The following is a 14396-nucleotide window of genomic DNA, read 5'->3' on the forward strand; positions in this document are numbered from 1 at the left end:
AGCCCATGTCGCAGTTCCTGGACAAGATCGAGGAATGCGTGCCGCCGCTGCGGCGCTACGCCCGGGCGCTGACCCACAATTCCGACCTTGCCGACGATCTGGTCCAGGACTGCCTCGAACGGGCGATCCGCAAGAGCGGCCTGTGGCGGCCGACGGGATCGCTGCAGGCATGGCTGTTCAAGATGCTGCTGAACATCTACCGCAACGACCTGCGGCAGCGCCGCCGCGCGCCCGAGAGCATGCCGATCGCCAGCCTGCCGGTCGAGCCGCAGGTGCCGAGCGCCTCGCCCGGCCGGCTCGCCTTCGCGGAAACGGCAAGGGCCATGCAGGCCCTGCCGGTCGAGCAGCGCGAGGCGCTGCTGCTGATCGCGGTCGAGGGGCTCAGCTATGCCGAGGCGGCGAACATGCTGGAAATCCCGATCGGAACCCTGATGTCGCGCCTGGGGCGGGCCCGGGCGGCGTTGCGAAGCCTGACGGAGGACGGCGGATCGAAACTGAGGACCGTGAAATGACCGTCGACAACAGCCCGATCACCGAAAGCGACCTGCATGCCTATGTCGACGACGCGCTGACGCCGGATCGCCGCGCCGAGATCGAGCGCCATCTCGCAGCCGACCCCCTGCTGACCGACGACGTCGCCCATTGGCGCAAGCAGAACGAGACGCTTCGCGCGCTCTACGACCATGTCGCACGCGAGGTGCCGCCCGCCCGGCTTTCCGCCTATCGCATCGCGCAAAGGCTGAAGGCGCAGGCGGCCGGCCGCTGGCGCATGGCGGCGGCGGCGATGCTGGTGGCATGCGGCGGGCTGGCCGGATGGATCGCGCGCGACGTGAGCATGGCCGCCCGGCCGGGCCAGTCGCTGGTGAGCGAGGCCTTCGCCGCCCACAGCCTCTATGCGCGCGAGGTGCTGCACCCCGTCGAGGTCGGCGGGGATCAGCAGGCCCATCTGGCGGCGTGGCTCTCGAAACGGCTCGACCGCCCGCTGACCATCCCCGATCTTCGCTCCGCCGGGCTGACGCTGGTGGGCGGGCGCCTTTTGCCCGCCAATGGCGGGCCGGCCGCGCAGTTCATGTATCAGGACGACGGCGGGCGCCGCATCACGCTCTTCATCGTCCCGACGCGCAACGGAAAGGAAACCTCCATGCGCTACGCCACGGCCGAGAATCTCGAGTCGTTTTCCTGGACCGACGAGACCGTGAGCTGCGCGCTGGTCGGCGACCTTCCCAGGGACCGGCTCCAGGACATCGCCATGCGCGCCTACAAGCAGTTGAGCTGACAGGGCCGGCATCCGGCCGACATGAGGACAGGTCCATGTGGCGCAACACACGCGGGCGCTATGGGCTGGCGGCAAAGACGCTGCACTGGCTGGTCGCGCTGCTTTTCATCTGCCAGTTGCCGCTCGGATACCTCACCCAGGCAAGCGCGGACGACCCGGCGCTGCAATTCGAGCTCTACCAGTGGCACAAATCCCTTGGTTTCCTGACCCTCGGACTTGCGGCGCTCAGGTTCGGCTGGTGGACCTTCAGCTTCCACCCAGCAGCGCTGGCGACCTTGAGCAGGCTGGAAAGGGCGGCGGCGTACGTCGTCCACCGGCTGCTCCTTCTGCTCACCCTGCTGGTGCCGCTGGCCGGCTGGGCAGTCGTGTCGTCCTCGCCGCTGGACATACCCAGCTACGCCTTCGATCTCGTCGTCATCCCCAACCTGCCGCTCACCGTTTCGGATGCGGCCGAAGCGCTGTGGTCGCGCATCCATGCGCTGCTGGCCTATGCGGCGGGGCTGCTGGTGCTGGCCCATATGGGGGCGGCTCTTTATCACCACGTCGTCCGTCGCGACGACACGCTGCGGCGCATGCTCTGCTTTCGAGCCGCGTCGCGCCCCGCTCAGCCCGGAGAGGATTCGCGCGAGCCGCGCAGATAGCCGCGCGGCGAGGTGCCGAGCATGCGCTTGAACATGGTGGTGAAGGCCGGCACCGAATCGTAGCCGAGATCGAGCGCCACGCTCGTCACCGCCTCGCCGTCGGCCAGCCGGGGCAGCGCCGCGAACAGCAGCGCCTGCTGACGCCATGTCGACAGAGAAAGCCCGGTCTGCCGGTGGAAGGTGCGGGTGAAGCTGCGCCGGCTCATGCCCGCCTGCAGCGCCCACTCGTCGATGGTGGCGTGCGGCGACGGCTCGGCGACGAAGCGCCGGCATAGCGCGGCCAGGCGCGGATCGGCCGGGAAAGGCAGGCCCAGCGGCCGCTCCGGCATGTTGGGGATTTCATGCAGCAGGAGATTGAGCAGCAGCTTCGCCCGTTCCGGCAGCGGCGGCTCGTCCGGCAGGGCCACGGCCTCGACGATCAGGCTGCGCATCAGGTCGCCGACGCCGACGACACGCAAAAGTGACGGCAGCCCCTTTATCGCCTCGGGCTCGACATAGACCGAGCGCATCGACACGTTGCCCAGCATTTCCACCCCGTGCTCGATGCCGGCCGGAATCCACATGGCGTGGTCGGGCGGCACCATCCAGCGGCCGTAACCGGTCTTGACCAGCACCACGCCCGCCAGCGCATGCAGCAACTGGCTGCGGCTGTGGCTGTGCGCCCGCACCTCGTAGCCGTCCGGATATTCCGAGGGCAGCGCCACGATGGCTCCCCTGCGGCTTTCAAGCCACGCCAGCCGGTCGTGCTGCAATCGGTCCAGATTTGTGGCGGATGTGTCGAGATAGGAGATGGGATAAGGCATCAGGTTGGGTTTCCGTGGCCCACTTACGTAATTTTTGTAGCAAACCACGAAAGAAGTTCATGCGCAACGGAGCTATAAGCGGCTCGCCATCGACATGCCGGAAAGACGACGGAGCAGTTTCCTTGACCGATACCACAGCGACGGCCGCGCGCCCTTCGGCGACGGCCACGGCCTTCACCGTGATCCTGGCGGTGAGCTTCTGCCATTGCATCAACGACATCATGCAGTCGCTGCTTTCGGCGATCTATCCGCTGCTCAAGGACAATTACGGCCTCGACTTCTGGCAGATCGGCCTTTTGACCTTCACCTTCCAGGTCACGGCTTCGCTGCTGCAGCCGGTCATCGGCTGGATCACCGACAAGAAGCCGATGCCCTATTCGCTGCCCTGGGGCATGGCCTCGTCTCTGGTCGGCCTGATCATACTGGCCTATGCGGGGCACTACTGGCTGCTGCTTGCCGGCGCCTCGCTGATCGGCATCGGCTCGGCCGTCTTCCATCCCGAATCCTCGCGCATCGCCCGCTATGCCTCTGGCGGACGCTTCGGACTGGCGCAATCGCTTTTCCAGGTGGGCGGCAATTTCGGCCAGTCTCTGGGGCCGCTGCTCGCCGCCTTCATCGTGGTTCCGTTCGGCCAGACCAGCATCGCCTGGTTCGCCGTCGGTTCGCTGATCGGCATCTTCGTGCTGTGGAACGTCGGCGGCTGGTACAGCCGCCTGCACGCCTCCATGGCTGCTCGCAAGGCGGCCAGCTTCGTGTCGCCGTTCTCGCGCGGCCGGGTGATGTGGGCGCTTGCGATCCTGACGCTCCTGGTGCTGACCAAGAACGCCTACATCGCCTCGCTTTCCAGCTATTACACCTTCTATGCCATCGAGAAGTTCGGCGTGTCGGTGCAGATGTCCCAGGTCATGCTGTTCCTGTTCCTCGGCGCCTCGGCGCTCGGCATCCTGCTCGGCGGCCCCTTCGGCGACCGCTATGGCCAGAAGGCGATGATCTGGTTCTCCATCGTCGGCGTGCTGCCCTTCACGCTCCTGCTGCCCTACGCCAATCTGGAATGGACGATGATCCTGACCGTGCTGATCGGCCTGATCCTGTCGTCAGCCTTCTCCAACATCGTCGTCTTCGCGCAGGAACTGGTGCCGGGGCGCGTCGGCATGATCGCCGGCGTCTTCTTCGGCTTTGCCTTTGGCATGGGCGGCATCGCGGCTGCGGTGCTGGGCGTCGTGGCCGACATGAAGGGCATCGACTTCGTCTTCCGGCTTTGCTCCTACCTGCCCTTCCTCGGCCTGCTGACCATCTTCCTGCCCAACATGAAGAAGATCAGGAGGGAGCAGGCCGCGATGCGGAAAGCCACCTGAGGAGCGGCCCTCGATGCAGCTTGAGCCGCGGCCGATGCGCAGCTTGCGCCCCGGTCCGGCTTCCGCTATAGGGTCGCCACCCGCGTAGACACCCTTGGAGGCAACGCGGCGGAGAGCTGTCGGCTCGCACGATCCCAGAAAGTGGATTCCGGTTTTTGGGCAAGGTCATGCGCGGCAATGGCGGCTTTCGACGTTTTCGGCGCCCGTCGCCGCAGACGCTCCACAACACGCGAAAGGAAATGCCATGAGCCAATCTTCCTACGAGCTCAAGGCCGAAGCGCGCGAACAGGTCGGTAAGGGGTCCGCCCGTGCAGTTCGCCGCAACGGTAAAGTGCCTGCAGTCATCTACGGCGACAAGCAGCCTCCCCTGGCCATCGCTCTGTCCTACAAGGAAATCTACTACAAGATCCACGGCGGCGCGTTCCTGACCACCGTCGCTACGATCGATGTCGACGGCAAGAAGATCCAGGTCCTGCCCAAGGACTATCAGCTCGACCCGGTCAAGGACTTCCCGATGCACGTCGACTTCCTGCGCGTGAGCAAGAACACGCAGGTCAATGTCAACGTTCCGGTTCGCTTCATCAACGAAGAGAAGTCGCCCGGCATCAAGCGCGGCGGCACCCTCAACGTGGTGCGTCACGAGGTCGAGTTCCATTGCCCGGCCAACTCGATCCCGGACTTCATCACCGTGGACCTCGAGGGCTCCGAGATCGGCGACTCCATCCACATCTCGGCCGTCGAACTGCCGGCCGGCGTCAAGCCGGTGATTGCCGACCGCGACTTCACCATCGCCACCATTGCCGGCACTGCCGCGGCAAAGTCGGAGGCCGGTGAGGAAGCTGCTGCCGCGGCGCCGGCTTCCGAGGGCCAGTAAGCATTCGCACCCGGGGCTGAACGATGCTGCTGTTTGCAGGACTCGGCAACCCGGGAGCGAAATATGCCAACAACCGGCACAATGTCGGCTTCATGGCGGCGGAGGCGATAGCCCGCCGCCATTCCTTTTCTCCCTGGTCGCGAAAATTCCAGGCCGAGGTGGCGGAAGGCCGCATCGGCGGCGAAAAGGTGCTGCTGGTCAAACCCCAGACCTTCATGAACCTCTCCGGCCAGGCGGTGGGCGAGGCGCTGCGCTTCTACAAGCTCGATCCTGCCGCCGTCACCGTCTTCTATGACGAGATCGACCTCGCCGCCGGCAAGGTGCGGGTGAAGGTGGGCGGCGGTTCGGGCGGCCACAACGGCATCCGTTCGCTCGACCAGCACATCGGCAACAACTACCGCCGCGTGCGCATCGGCGTCGGCCATCCCGGCGTCAAGGAAATGGTGCACGGCCATGTGCTGGGCGACTTCTCCAAGGCCGACCGCGAATGGGTGGACGTGCTGCTCGACGCCATTTCCGACGGTGCCGACATGCTGGCACGGGGCGACGACAGCGGCTTCATGAACCGCGTCACGCTGACATTGCGCGAAAAGCTCCAGCCGACCGGCGAGGACGATACCCCGCCGCCGAAGCAGAAGCCCGCCAAGGCCCAGAGCCATATCCGCCAGGCGCGTCCGCAGCAGCCTGCCGTCAAGCTCCCCGAGGGCGGCCCCATGGCCGCTATGCTGAAGAAGCTGCTCGGCAAGGAGTGAACCGCCATCGGGCCGCCCGCCCCGGCCCCTTCCCTTGCCGGACAGGCCGGAGCCGCCTATCTTTCACGAAAACACGAGCTTCGTGTTTCCGTGGCGGAGCGTTTCATGAAGAATGTGACGATCTCGATGGATGACGAACTTGCACAGCGCGCGCGGGTTGCCGCTGCGCGAGCCGGGATAAGCGTGTCGAAATATATGGCCGATGCAGCAAAGGCAAAAATCGAAGCCGACGAGAAGCTGGCCGGCCAAAGTGGCGGCAATCGCCAGATTGAAGCGCTCGAGCGTATCTTTTCCGGTCCCAAATGGGACGTGACGGATGACGGCAGGATGCCGACTGCCGAAGACCGCAATGCCCGGCGCTAGGGTCTTCATCGACACCAACATTCTTCTCTATTCCCACGACAGAAAGAATGGCGAAAAGGCTGCTAGGGCGCAGCTATGGCTGCGGGAACTGGCCAAACGCCGGATCGCGGCGATCAATCTCCAGGTGCTGAACGAACTCACCCACGTTCTGCTGCGCAAGAAGTGGTTCGGGACGCCCGAACAGGTTTTCTCGACCGCGGCGGATTTTGCCGAGTTCGGGGACAGCCCGCTTACGAAACGGGAAGTCGCCGAAGCGCGCAGCCTGCATCTCCACCACGGCTACTCCTGGTGGGACTGCCTGCTGCTTGCTTCGGCGATCGAACTGGGCTGCAGCCACTTCCTTTCCGAGGATTTGCAGGACGGACATGCGATCCAAGGCTTGACGATCATCGACCCTTTCGCCCATAGCCCTGAGCAAATTCTCAATCCCCGATAGGACCGGACGAAAATGGGTTTCAAATGCGGCATTGTCGGCCTGCCCAATGTCGGCAAGTCGACGCTGTTCAATGCGCTCACCCGGACTGCCGCCGCGCAGGCCGCCAACTATCCCTTCTGCACGATCGAGCCGAACACCGGCGAGGTGGCGGTGCCCGACCCGCGCCTGAAGAAGATTTCCGAGATCACCAGATCGAAGGAGATCATCCCCACCCGCATCTCCTTCGTGGACATTGCGGGCCTCGTGCGCGGCGCGTCCAGGGGAGAAGGGCTGGGCAACCAGTTCCTCGCCAACATCCGCGAGGTTGACGCCATCGTGCACGTGCTGCGCTGCTTCGAGGATGACGACATCACCCATGTCGAAGGCCGCATCGACCCCGTGGCGGATGCCGACACGGTCGAGACCGAACTGATGCTGTCGGACCTCGAAAGCCTGGAGCGCCGCATCGTGCAGACGCGCAAGCGCGCGCAGGGCAAGGACAAGGAATCGCTGACGGTCCTGCCGATGATGGAAAAGGCGCTGGAGCTGCTGCAGGCCGGCAAGCCGGTGCGCCTGCTGCTGCAGGGCATTGCCGCCGAGGACCTGCGCATCCTGAAGGGGCTCAACCTTTTGACCTCGCATCCGGTGCTCTATGTCTGCAACGTCGCCGAGGCCGATGCCGCCACCGGCAACGAGCACACGCGGGCAGTGGAGAAGATGGCTGCCGTGCAGGGCGCCGGCACGGTCGTGATCTCCGCCGCGATCGAGGCGGAGGTCGCCCAGCTTCCGGACGACGAGGAACGCGAGTTCCTGGCCTCCATGGGTCTCGATGAACCCGGCCTCGACAAGCTGATCCGCGCCGGCTACGAGCTGCTCCACCTCATCACCTATTTCACCGCCGGCCCGAAGGAGACACGCGCCTGGACCATCGAGCGCGGCACCAAGGCGCCCCAGGCGGCCGGCGTCATCCACACGGATTTCGAGCGCGGCTTCATCCGCGCCCAGACCATCGCCTATGACGACTTTGTCGCCCTGGGCGGCGAGGTTGCCGCCAAGGAGGCCGGCAAGGCCCGCGACGAAGGCAAGGAATACGTCGTCCAGGACGGCGACGTGATGCTGTTCAAGTTCAATACCTGAAGGTCCCGGCCCGCAGGGCCGGCGAGGTGCTGGGCCAGGCGCACGCTGCTCTTGTGCGGTGCAGCGAGGCGGTCCACAATGATCGTACAATCTTGAACGGGATTCGATCATGACCGGCAAAAGATGGGCCTATGAGGATTTCGAGGAAGGCGCCTCCCTCGACCTCGGCTCGAAGCGCGTGAGCGCCGAGGAGATCGTCGAGTTCGCTTCCGAATTCGACTTCCAGCCGATGCATCTCGACGAGGAGGCCGGCAGGAACAGCATATTGGGCGGGCTGTCGGCATCGGGCTGGCACACCTGCGCCATGTTCATGCGCATGCTGTGCGACGCCTTCCTGCTGGAATCCACGTCCCAGGGAGCGCCCGGCGTCGATCAGGTGAAGTGGGCGCGGCCGGTGCTGGCCGGCGACACGCTCACCGGCCGCTGCACGGTTCTGGGCAAGCGCCTGTCCCGGTCCAGGCCGCAACTCGGCTTCGTTTCGCTGCGGGCCGAGCTTTTCAACCAGCGCGGCGAACGCGTGTTCGAGTTGGAGAACACCGCCATGTTCCTGACGCGTGCGGGAGCCGGCGCATGACACTGGACGACTATCTGCAGATCGGCGTCACCGTCACGCTGGGCTCCCACACATTCGAGCCGGAGGCGATCAAGGCTTTCGCCCGCAAATACGATCCACAGCCCTTCCACGTGGACGAGGAGGCCGCCAGGGACAGCGTCCTCGGCGGGCTCTGCGCCTCTGGCTGGCACACGGCCTCCGCCTGGATGAAGTGCAATCTTTCGGCCCGCGCGCCTGAAGGCCGCTGGGACGGGCCGGGAGCGGAACCGGAGTTCGGCCCCTCGCCGGGGTTCAGGAACCTGAAATGGCTGAAGCCCGTCTATGCGGGCGAGACCGTGACCTATACGCGCACGGCGCTCGGCCACCGGCCGCTCGCCTCCCGCCCCGGCTGGCGGCTGCTGACGCTCAAGGCGGAAGGCTTCGATTCCACCGGCGACAAGGTGATCGAATTCGACTGCGCCGTGCTGGTCAAGGCGCAATAGGTTCCGGTTCGCCCGCGCTCAGTGGCCGGCGAAGGCGACGAGCGTGCGCACCGGCACGCCGAGCGCTTCCAGCTTCGCGCGGCCGCCGAGATCGGGCAGGTCGACGATGAAGCAGGCAGCGACGATGTCGGCGCCGATCTGGTTGAGAAGCTCGACGGCCGCCTGCGCCGTTCCTCCCGTGGCGATCAGGTCGTCCACCAGGATCACGCGCTCGCCCGGCGCCACGCCGTCCTTGTGCATCTCCATCTCGTCCAGCCCGTATTCGAGACTATAGGCGACACGCACGGTCTCGTGCGGCAGCTTGCCCTTCTTGCGGATCGGCACGAAACCGGCCGAGAGTTGGTGGGCCATGGCCCCTCCGAGAATGAAGCCGCGCGCCTCGACACCGGCGATCTTGTCCACCTTCTGCCCGGCATAGGGATGAACCAGTTCGTCCACCGCCCGGCGAAAAGCCCTGGCATTGCCGAGCAGCGTGGTGATGTCGCGGAACATGACGCCGGGCTTCGGATAGTCCGGGATCGTGCGGATGGAGGCCAGCAGCGTGTCTTCGATCGAAGGTTTCATGGGGAAGCGTTCCGGTTGCCGTTCAGTCTTGCAGCCTCGGGCGCACAAAGAAAAGGGCGCCCGGCGGCGCCCTCTCGATTTCTTGAGGCGGATTGGCTCAGTGCGCGACGTTCGCCCACACCTTGCGCTTGGTGAGATACATCAGCGCGCCGAAGAGAAGCAGGAAGACCATGACCCGGAATCCGGTCTTCTTGCGGTCTTCCATATGGGGCTCTGCCGCCCACATCAGGAAAGCCGAGACGTCCTGCGAATATTGCTCAACCGTCTGCGGCGCGCCGTCGTCATAGGTCACCTGGTCGTCGGACAGCGGCGGCGGCATCGCCAGCGAGACGCCCGCGTTGAAATGCGGATTGTAGTGCGTGCCCTCGGGAATCTTCATTCCGGCCGGCGGCTGCTCGTTGTAGCCGGTCAGCAGCGAATGGATGTAATCGGGGCCGCCCGCCGCATACTGGGTGAAGATGTCGAACACGAACTGCGGGAAGCCGCGCTCCACGCCCCGCGCCTTGGCGATGAGCGACAGGTCCGGCGGAGCCGCGCCACCATTGGCGGCCGCAGCGGCCTGGTGGTTGGGGAACGGTGCCGGGAAATGATCCGATGGGATGCCCGGACGGTCGAACATGTCGCCTTCGTCGTTGGGGCCGTCATGGATCGTGTATTCGGCGGCCAGCGTCTTGATCTGGGCTTCCGAATAGCCGAGGTCCTCCAGCGTGCGGAACGCCACGAGGTCCAGCGAATGGCAGGCCGCGCAGACTTCCTTGTACACCTTGAGCCCGCGCTGGAGCTGCGCTTTGTCATAGGTGCCGAACGGGCCGGAGAAGCTCCAGCTCATTTCCTTCGGCTCCTTGATCGGGAAATGAGTCGGCGCAGCCTCCTCGCCCCCTTCCTGCGCGATGGCGAAGCCGCCGCCCAGGACCACACCGGCTGCAACCAGCGAGATGAGAATCTTTTTCATGCCAAAATCCCCTGGATTCTCTTCGCTCAGCCCTTGGTTTCCGGCGCGGCCGTCGCACCCGCCGGATGCCCGCCGCCGGAACCCTTGCTCTTTTCCAGCACGGCCTCGGTGATCGAGTTGGGCAGGCGCCGCGGCGTCTCGATGAGGCCGAGCACCGGCATGACGATCAGGAAGAACGCGAAGTAGAACAGCGTGCAGACCTGCGCCATGGCTACGAACACGCCCTCCGCCGGCTGCGAGCCCAGCCAGCCGAGCAGGATGCAGTCGGCGACGAACAGCCAGAAGAACAGCTTGTACCAGGGCCGGTAGACGGCCGAGCGCACCTTGGAGGTGTCGAGCCACGGCACCAGGAACAGCATGACGATGGCGCCGAACATGGCCAGCACGCCGCCGAGCTTGGAGTTGATCGGCCCGATGTTGAAGGTGATGGCGCGCAGGATGGCGTAGAACGGCAGGAAATACCATTCGGGCACGATGTGCGCCGGCGTCTTCAGCGGATCGGCGACGATGTAGTTGTCGGGATGGCCCAGATAGTTCGGGATGTAGAAGACGAAATAGGCGTAGACCAGCAGGAACACCACCATGCCGAGCGCGTCCTTGACGGTCGCATAGGGCGTGAAGGCCAGCGTGTCGGTCTTCGACTTCACCTCGATGCCGGTCGGATTGTTCTGGCCGGTGACGTGCAGCGCCCAGACGTGCAGCACCACGACGCCGGCGATCATGAACGGCAGCAGGTAGTGCAGCGCAAAGAAGCGGTTGAGCGTCGGGTTGTCCACCGCGAAGCCGCCCAGCAGCAGTTGCTGGATCCAGTCGCCGACGAGCGGGATGGCGCTGAAGAAGCCGGTGATGACGGTCGCGCCCCAGAAGCTCATCTGTCCCCACGGCAGCACGTAGCCCATGAAGCCCGTCGCCATCATCAGCAGATAGATGATGCAGCCGAGAATCCAAAGAAGCTCGCGCGGGGCCTTGTAGGAACCGTAATAGAGACCGCGGAAGATGTGGATGTAGACGGCCACGAAGAAGAACGAGGCGCCGTTGGCGTGCAGATAGCGCAGCAGCCAGCCCTGGTTGACGTCGCGCGTGATCTTCTCGACCGAGTTGAAGGCCAGCGACGTGTCCGACACGTAGTGCATGGCCAGCACGATGCCGGTGAGGATCTGCGCCACCAGCATGATGGAAAGGATACCGCCGAAGGTCCACGCGTAGTTCAGGTTGCGCGGCACCGGATAGGCGACGAAGCTGTCATAGACCAGCCGCGGCAGCGGCATGCGCGCGTCGACCCAGCGTCCGAGCCCGGTCGTCGGCGTATAGGTGGAGTGTCCCTCGCTCATAGAAATGTCCCCCTGCCTCAGCCGATGCGGATCTTGGTGTCGGAGATGAATTCGAATGCCGGAATGGCCATGTTCTCCGGCGCCGGTCCGTGGCGGATGCGCCCGGCGGTGTCGTAGACCGAGCCGTGGCAGGGGCAGAACCAGCCGCCATATTCACCTTCCTGGCCGAGCGGAATGCAGCCGAGATGGGTGCAGACCTGCACCATCACCATCCAGGCTTCCTTGCCGGGCGCGGTGCGGTTGGCATCGGTGGCCGGTGCGTCCGAAGGCAGGTTGGCGTTGCGCGCGAGCGGATCCTTGAGCTCATCGAGCTTGGTGTCCTCGGCGTCCTTCATTTCCTTTTCGGTGCGGTAGCGCACGACGACCGGCTTGCCGCGCCACTTGACGACCAGCGAGGAGCCTTCCGACAGCGACGCGACATCGACCTCCACCGAGGCCAGCGCCAGGGTCGAAGCGTCGGGGCGCATCTGGTCGATGAACGGCCATGCGGCCGCGGCCGCGCCCACCACGCCGGCCATGCCGGTGGCGATATAGAGAAAATCGCGGCGGTTAGGATCGTGGGTTTCGGTTGCGCTCACGGGTGCCTGGTCCTTTTGCCTCTTCCGTACCGGCGGCCGAGCCTTGTCCCCGCTCAATCGCATCGGCCCGGCAGCGCATTGCGGACAGGCTAGCGAATTCCTCCGGCATTTCGGACTTCGGTTTATGCGTGAAGCCTGTTTTTGTCCAGCCGGGTCGGAACATATGGGCAGATTGTCGCGGCATTTATCCAAGGCACGTCGAAACGGTCAGTCAACGGGCGGCAACTCCCCGAAAGCCGCACCGGCCTTTCCATTGATTGCTGACGGCTAATGCAGAGTATCGATCGCACTACCACCTATGGTCTAGCACCCGAATGGCCCTCCCGTGATACATCTCGAAAATGGGGTGATCGAGCTGGAGGTTTGGATGTCGATATTGAAAACCTTGCCCGCCGCGGTTCTGCTCGCGGCGTTCACCAGCGCTCCGGTTGTCGCACCCGCCTTCGCGATGGCGGAGTGGTTTCCCTACTTTCATCACGGTGATGGTGGCGACAAGGGCGGCGACAAGGGCCAGAGCGACCCGGTCTCCCATTCCGCACCGGGACCGATACTGGGCATCGGCTTGCCCGTCGTCGCAGTGGTCGGCGGCTATGTCTGGCTGAGACGCCGGAACCGGAACAATACCGGGAAGCAATAGCGGTCGCAGGCACATGGCGCCCGTGCACCCTCGTGGCGTCTCCGAACTGCCGCAGCCCGGATTCGCATATCTTTCCGCAGGCGCTTCCCCCGCCCTTCTGTTCTGCGGCCTCGTCTCCATCGGCTTCGTGAATGGCATCAGCGAACGCGCGGGCACCGAGATCGAGCGCTACGGCGTGGCGCCCGCTCTGTTCAGCACGCTCGGCGTCAGCGCGGTGATCTGGGCCGCCGCGATCATCGGCCTTGTGCTGCTTTGGCGTAGTGGGCCCCGCATGATCACCACGGGCGACGCCGCCGCCGGCCTGTTTGCCGCGGCCTGCTTCCTCGTGCCCGCCCCCTTCATGAGCTGGCTGGGCATCTTCGTCATCGGCGCGCATCTGCGATTGTCGCGCCGCTCCGATGCGCTCGCCCGCCGCGCCGGCACGGTGTTTCTGGCGCTGACCGTTCCGGTGCTGTGGGCGCGCATCCTGTTCGCCTCGGCCAGCAACACCATATTGGGGCTCGATGCCAGGATGATCGCCTGGATGGTCGGCACCCGCAGCCACGGCAACACCATAGATCTTGCCGACGGATCCGGCATCATATTCCTGGAACCGGCCTGCTCCTCCCTCACCAACCTGTCGCTCGTCATCCTCTGCGGCGTGCTGTTCGTGAAGGGGCAGGGCTACCGATGGACGCCGGGCGCGATAGCCGCCATCGCCGCAGCCGGCGCCGTGACCGTGCTCATCAATGTTTTCCGCATCGCGCTGATCGGCGTGATGCCCCAGCACTACGCCGAAATCCACGGCATGCTCGGCGCCACCCTCACGGCATGGGCGACCATAGCCGCCATGCTGGCCATCTTCACCTACGGGATCGGCATCGGTGACCCGGCTCGGCCTTAGCCTCGCGCTTGCCCTGCTGCTGCTGGCGAGCATGGGCCTGAAGCTGCTGCTGGGCACGCCGACGAATTTCGCCGGGCAGGACCCCAGCGACGACGACATCCTGGCGATGCTGTCGCGGAACCGGTTCGAAGTGAGCCTGCCGACACCCAATACCGATCCGCAATGGATAACCGGCACGCGCGCCGGCTGCCGCGTCCTGATCGCCAGCGTTTCCCCGCAGGGCTGGCATCGGGCGGCAGTAGAGCGTCGTGCCGCCGGTGCGCAACTGTTCTATTCCTCGGGGGCGGCCCTGCATCGCAGCCAGCCGATCCTCGGTCCGCTGCTCACCCACTATCTGCGGCGCGCCGAGCGCTATGCGGGAATCGCCGCGCCGGCCGTGCGCGTGCGCGCCGTCATATTGTCGGGCGACTGCCCGGCGGACGTGATCGCGCCGGCCGACCTGGCCGCTTTGTCCGGCTGAACGGGCGCGCTTTACGGGAGCACCCTATTTCGCCCCCAGCCGCACCAGGACCTCTGGCGGGATGGAGAATTCGCGGATCACCGAATCATGGCGGCGGAAGCCGCACAATTCGCGCTGGATGAACCAGGCGTAGACGGCGTCGGCGGTGTCGGCCAGCAGCGTCCGCCGCTCGGCCTGCCCGCCCTGGTGTGCACGCAGGCGCGCCAGGGCCGATTCGGCCCGGGCGCCCGCCCGGCCCAGCGCCGAAGCCTTCTCGGCCAGGATCTCGTGGCCGAGCGCGTCGAAGAACACCTCCGGGGCGGAGGCGCCGGAAAACCCGGAAGGTGGGCGCAGCGACATG

At 65.4% G+C, this 14396-nt stretch carries 20 protein-coding genes; 14 read left to right on the forward strand and 6 right to left on the reverse strand.

What is annotated here, in order from left to right; all coding sequences use genetic code 11:
- The first annotated feature begins 5 nt into the window (after positions 1-5).
- Genes ACTDI4_RS17585 through ACTDI4_RS17595 form a run of 3 tightly spaced genes read left to right on the forward strand, consistent with a single transcriptional unit; the run spans position 6 to position 1917 of the window.
- On the forward strand, positions 6-512 hold the full coding sequence (locus tag ACTDI4_RS17585; protein ID WP_442842377.1) for a sigma-70 family RNA polymerase sigma factor: 507 nt from the start codon (positions 6-8) through the stop codon (positions 510-512).
- A complete protein-coding gene (locus tag ACTDI4_RS17590; RefSeq protein WP_442842378.1) occupies positions 509-1276 on the forward strand; it encodes an anti-sigma factor family protein in 768 nt (255 codons plus the stop codon). Before ACTDI4_RS17585 ends, ACTDI4_RS17590 begins: the two co-directional genes overlap by 4 nt.
- A 35-nt stretch (positions 1277-1311) precedes the next feature.
- Positions 1312-1917 carry a cytochrome b gene (locus tag ACTDI4_RS17595; protein WP_442842379.1) on the forward strand — a complete coding sequence of 202 codons (606 nt, stop codon included), beginning with the start codon at positions 1312-1314 and terminating at the stop codon, positions 1915-1917.
- Here the strand turns inward: ACTDI4_RS17595 and ACTDI4_RS17600 are convergent.
- Positions 1881-2720 (reverse strand): AraC family transcriptional regulator, encoded by an 840-nt coding sequence (locus ACTDI4_RS17600; protein ID WP_442842380.1) that lies wholly within the window; start codon positions 2718-2720, stop codon positions 1881-1883. The genes ACTDI4_RS17595 and ACTDI4_RS17600 overlap by 37 nt on opposite strands.
- A 122-nt stretch (positions 2721-2842) precedes the next feature.
- Between ACTDI4_RS17600 and ACTDI4_RS17605 the strand changes: the two genes are divergently transcribed.
- The 8 genes from ACTDI4_RS17605 to ACTDI4_RS17640 all read left to right on the forward strand — a co-directional run bounded on the left by ACTDI4_RS17605 (position 2843) and on the right by ACTDI4_RS17640 (position 8651).
- Positions 2843-4075: an MFS transporter gene (locus ACTDI4_RS17605; protein WP_442842381.1), complete on the forward strand. Its 1233-nt coding sequence runs from the start codon at positions 2843-2845 to the stop codon at positions 4073-4075.
- Between the two features lie 244 nt (positions 4076-4319).
- On the forward strand, positions 4320-4949 hold the full coding sequence (locus ACTDI4_RS17610) for a 50S ribosomal protein L25/general stress protein Ctc (RefSeq protein ID WP_442842382.1): 630 nt from the start codon (positions 4320-4322) through the stop codon (positions 4947-4949).
- A 23-nt stretch (positions 4950-4972) separates the two neighbouring features.
- Positions 4973-5701 (forward strand): aminoacyl-tRNA hydrolase, encoded by a 729-nt coding sequence (gene pth, locus ACTDI4_RS17615; RefSeq protein ID WP_442842383.1) that lies wholly within the window; start codon positions 4973-4975, stop codon positions 5699-5701.
- Between the two features lie 105 nt (positions 5702-5806).
- A complete protein-coding gene (locus tag ACTDI4_RS17620) occupies positions 5807-6064 on the forward strand; it encodes a hypothetical protein (RefSeq protein WP_442842384.1) in 258 nt (85 codons plus the stop codon).
- Positions 6051-6500 carry a PIN domain-containing protein gene (locus ACTDI4_RS17625; RefSeq protein WP_442842385.1) on the forward strand — a complete coding sequence of 150 codons (450 nt, stop codon included), beginning with the start codon at positions 6051-6053 and terminating at the stop codon, positions 6498-6500. Before ACTDI4_RS17620 ends, ACTDI4_RS17625 begins: the two co-directional genes overlap by 14 nt.
- 12 nt (positions 6501-6512) lie before the next feature.
- Entirely contained in the window at positions 6513-7616 is a 1104-nt protein-coding gene (gene ychF, locus ACTDI4_RS17630; RefSeq protein ID WP_442842386.1) for a redox-regulated ATPase YchF, read from the forward strand.
- Positions 7617-7725: 109 nt separating this feature from the next.
- Positions 7726-8190: a MaoC family dehydratase gene (locus tag ACTDI4_RS17635; protein WP_442842387.1), complete on the forward strand. Its 465-nt coding sequence runs from the start codon at positions 7726-7728 to the stop codon at positions 8188-8190.
- Positions 8187-8651 carry a MaoC family dehydratase gene (locus ACTDI4_RS17640; RefSeq protein WP_442842388.1) on the forward strand — a complete coding sequence of 155 codons (465 nt, stop codon included), beginning with the start codon at positions 8187-8189 and terminating at the stop codon, positions 8649-8651. Before ACTDI4_RS17635 ends, ACTDI4_RS17640 begins: the two co-directional genes overlap by 4 nt.
- Positions 8652-8669: 18 nt before the next feature.
- Here ACTDI4_RS17640 and ACTDI4_RS17645 read toward each other — a convergent pair whose 3' ends face one another.
- From ACTDI4_RS17645 to petA, 4 genes are all read right to left on the reverse strand, one after another.
- Complete coding sequence (locus ACTDI4_RS17645) at positions 8670-9215, reverse strand: adenine phosphoribosyltransferase (RefSeq protein ID WP_442842389.1); 546 nt, start codon at positions 9213-9215, stop codon at positions 8670-8672.
- A 97-nt stretch (positions 9216-9312) separates the two neighbouring features.
- Positions 9313-10167, reverse strand: a complete 855-nt coding sequence (locus ACTDI4_RS17650; protein ID WP_442842390.1) for a cytochrome c1 — start codon at positions 10165-10167, stop codon at positions 9313-9315.
- 26 nt (positions 10168-10193) lie between these two features.
- On the reverse strand, positions 10194-11498 hold the full coding sequence (locus tag ACTDI4_RS17655) for a cytochrome b (RefSeq protein WP_442842391.1): 1305 nt from the start codon (positions 11496-11498) through the stop codon (positions 10194-10196).
- Positions 11499-11515: 17 nt separating this feature from the next.
- Positions 11516-12076: a ubiquinol-cytochrome c reductase iron-sulfur subunit gene (gene petA / locus ACTDI4_RS17660; RefSeq protein ID WP_442842392.1), complete on the reverse strand. Its 561-nt coding sequence runs from the start codon at positions 12074-12076 to the stop codon at positions 11516-11518.
- 346 nt (positions 12077-12422) lie between these two features.
- On the opposite strand from petA, the gene ACTDI4_RS17665 reads away from it, so the two are divergent.
- The 3 genes from ACTDI4_RS17665 to ACTDI4_RS17675 are packed head-to-tail and all read left to right on the forward strand — an operon-like array spanning position 12423 to position 14056.
- Positions 12423-12713: a hypothetical protein gene (locus tag ACTDI4_RS17665; RefSeq protein ID WP_442842393.1), complete on the forward strand. Its 291-nt coding sequence runs from the start codon at positions 12423-12425 to the stop codon at positions 12711-12713.
- A 13-nt stretch (positions 12714-12726) separates the two neighbouring features.
- Positions 12727-13596: a hypothetical protein gene (locus ACTDI4_RS17670; RefSeq protein WP_442842394.1), complete on the forward strand. Its 870-nt coding sequence runs from the start codon at positions 12727-12729 to the stop codon at positions 13594-13596.
- A complete protein-coding gene (locus ACTDI4_RS17675; protein ID WP_442842395.1) occupies positions 13577-14056 on the forward strand; it encodes a hypothetical protein in 480 nt (159 codons plus the stop codon). Before ACTDI4_RS17670 ends, ACTDI4_RS17675 begins: the two co-directional genes overlap by 20 nt.
- A gap of 24 nt (positions 14057-14080) precedes the next feature.
- Here the strand turns inward: ACTDI4_RS17675 and ACTDI4_RS17680 are convergent, their stop codons facing one another.
- Positions 14081-14395 carry a DUF6665 family protein gene (locus ACTDI4_RS17680; RefSeq protein ID WP_442842396.1) on the reverse strand — a complete coding sequence of 105 codons (315 nt, stop codon included), beginning with the start codon at positions 14393-14395 and terminating at the stop codon, positions 14081-14083.
- Position 14396 lies beyond the last annotated feature (1 nt).

The sequence above is a fragment of the Mesorhizobium sp. PUT5 genome (assembly GCF_052216645.1).
Lineage (GTDB): Bacteria > Pseudomonadota > Alphaproteobacteria > Rhizobiales > Rhizobiaceae > Mesorhizobium.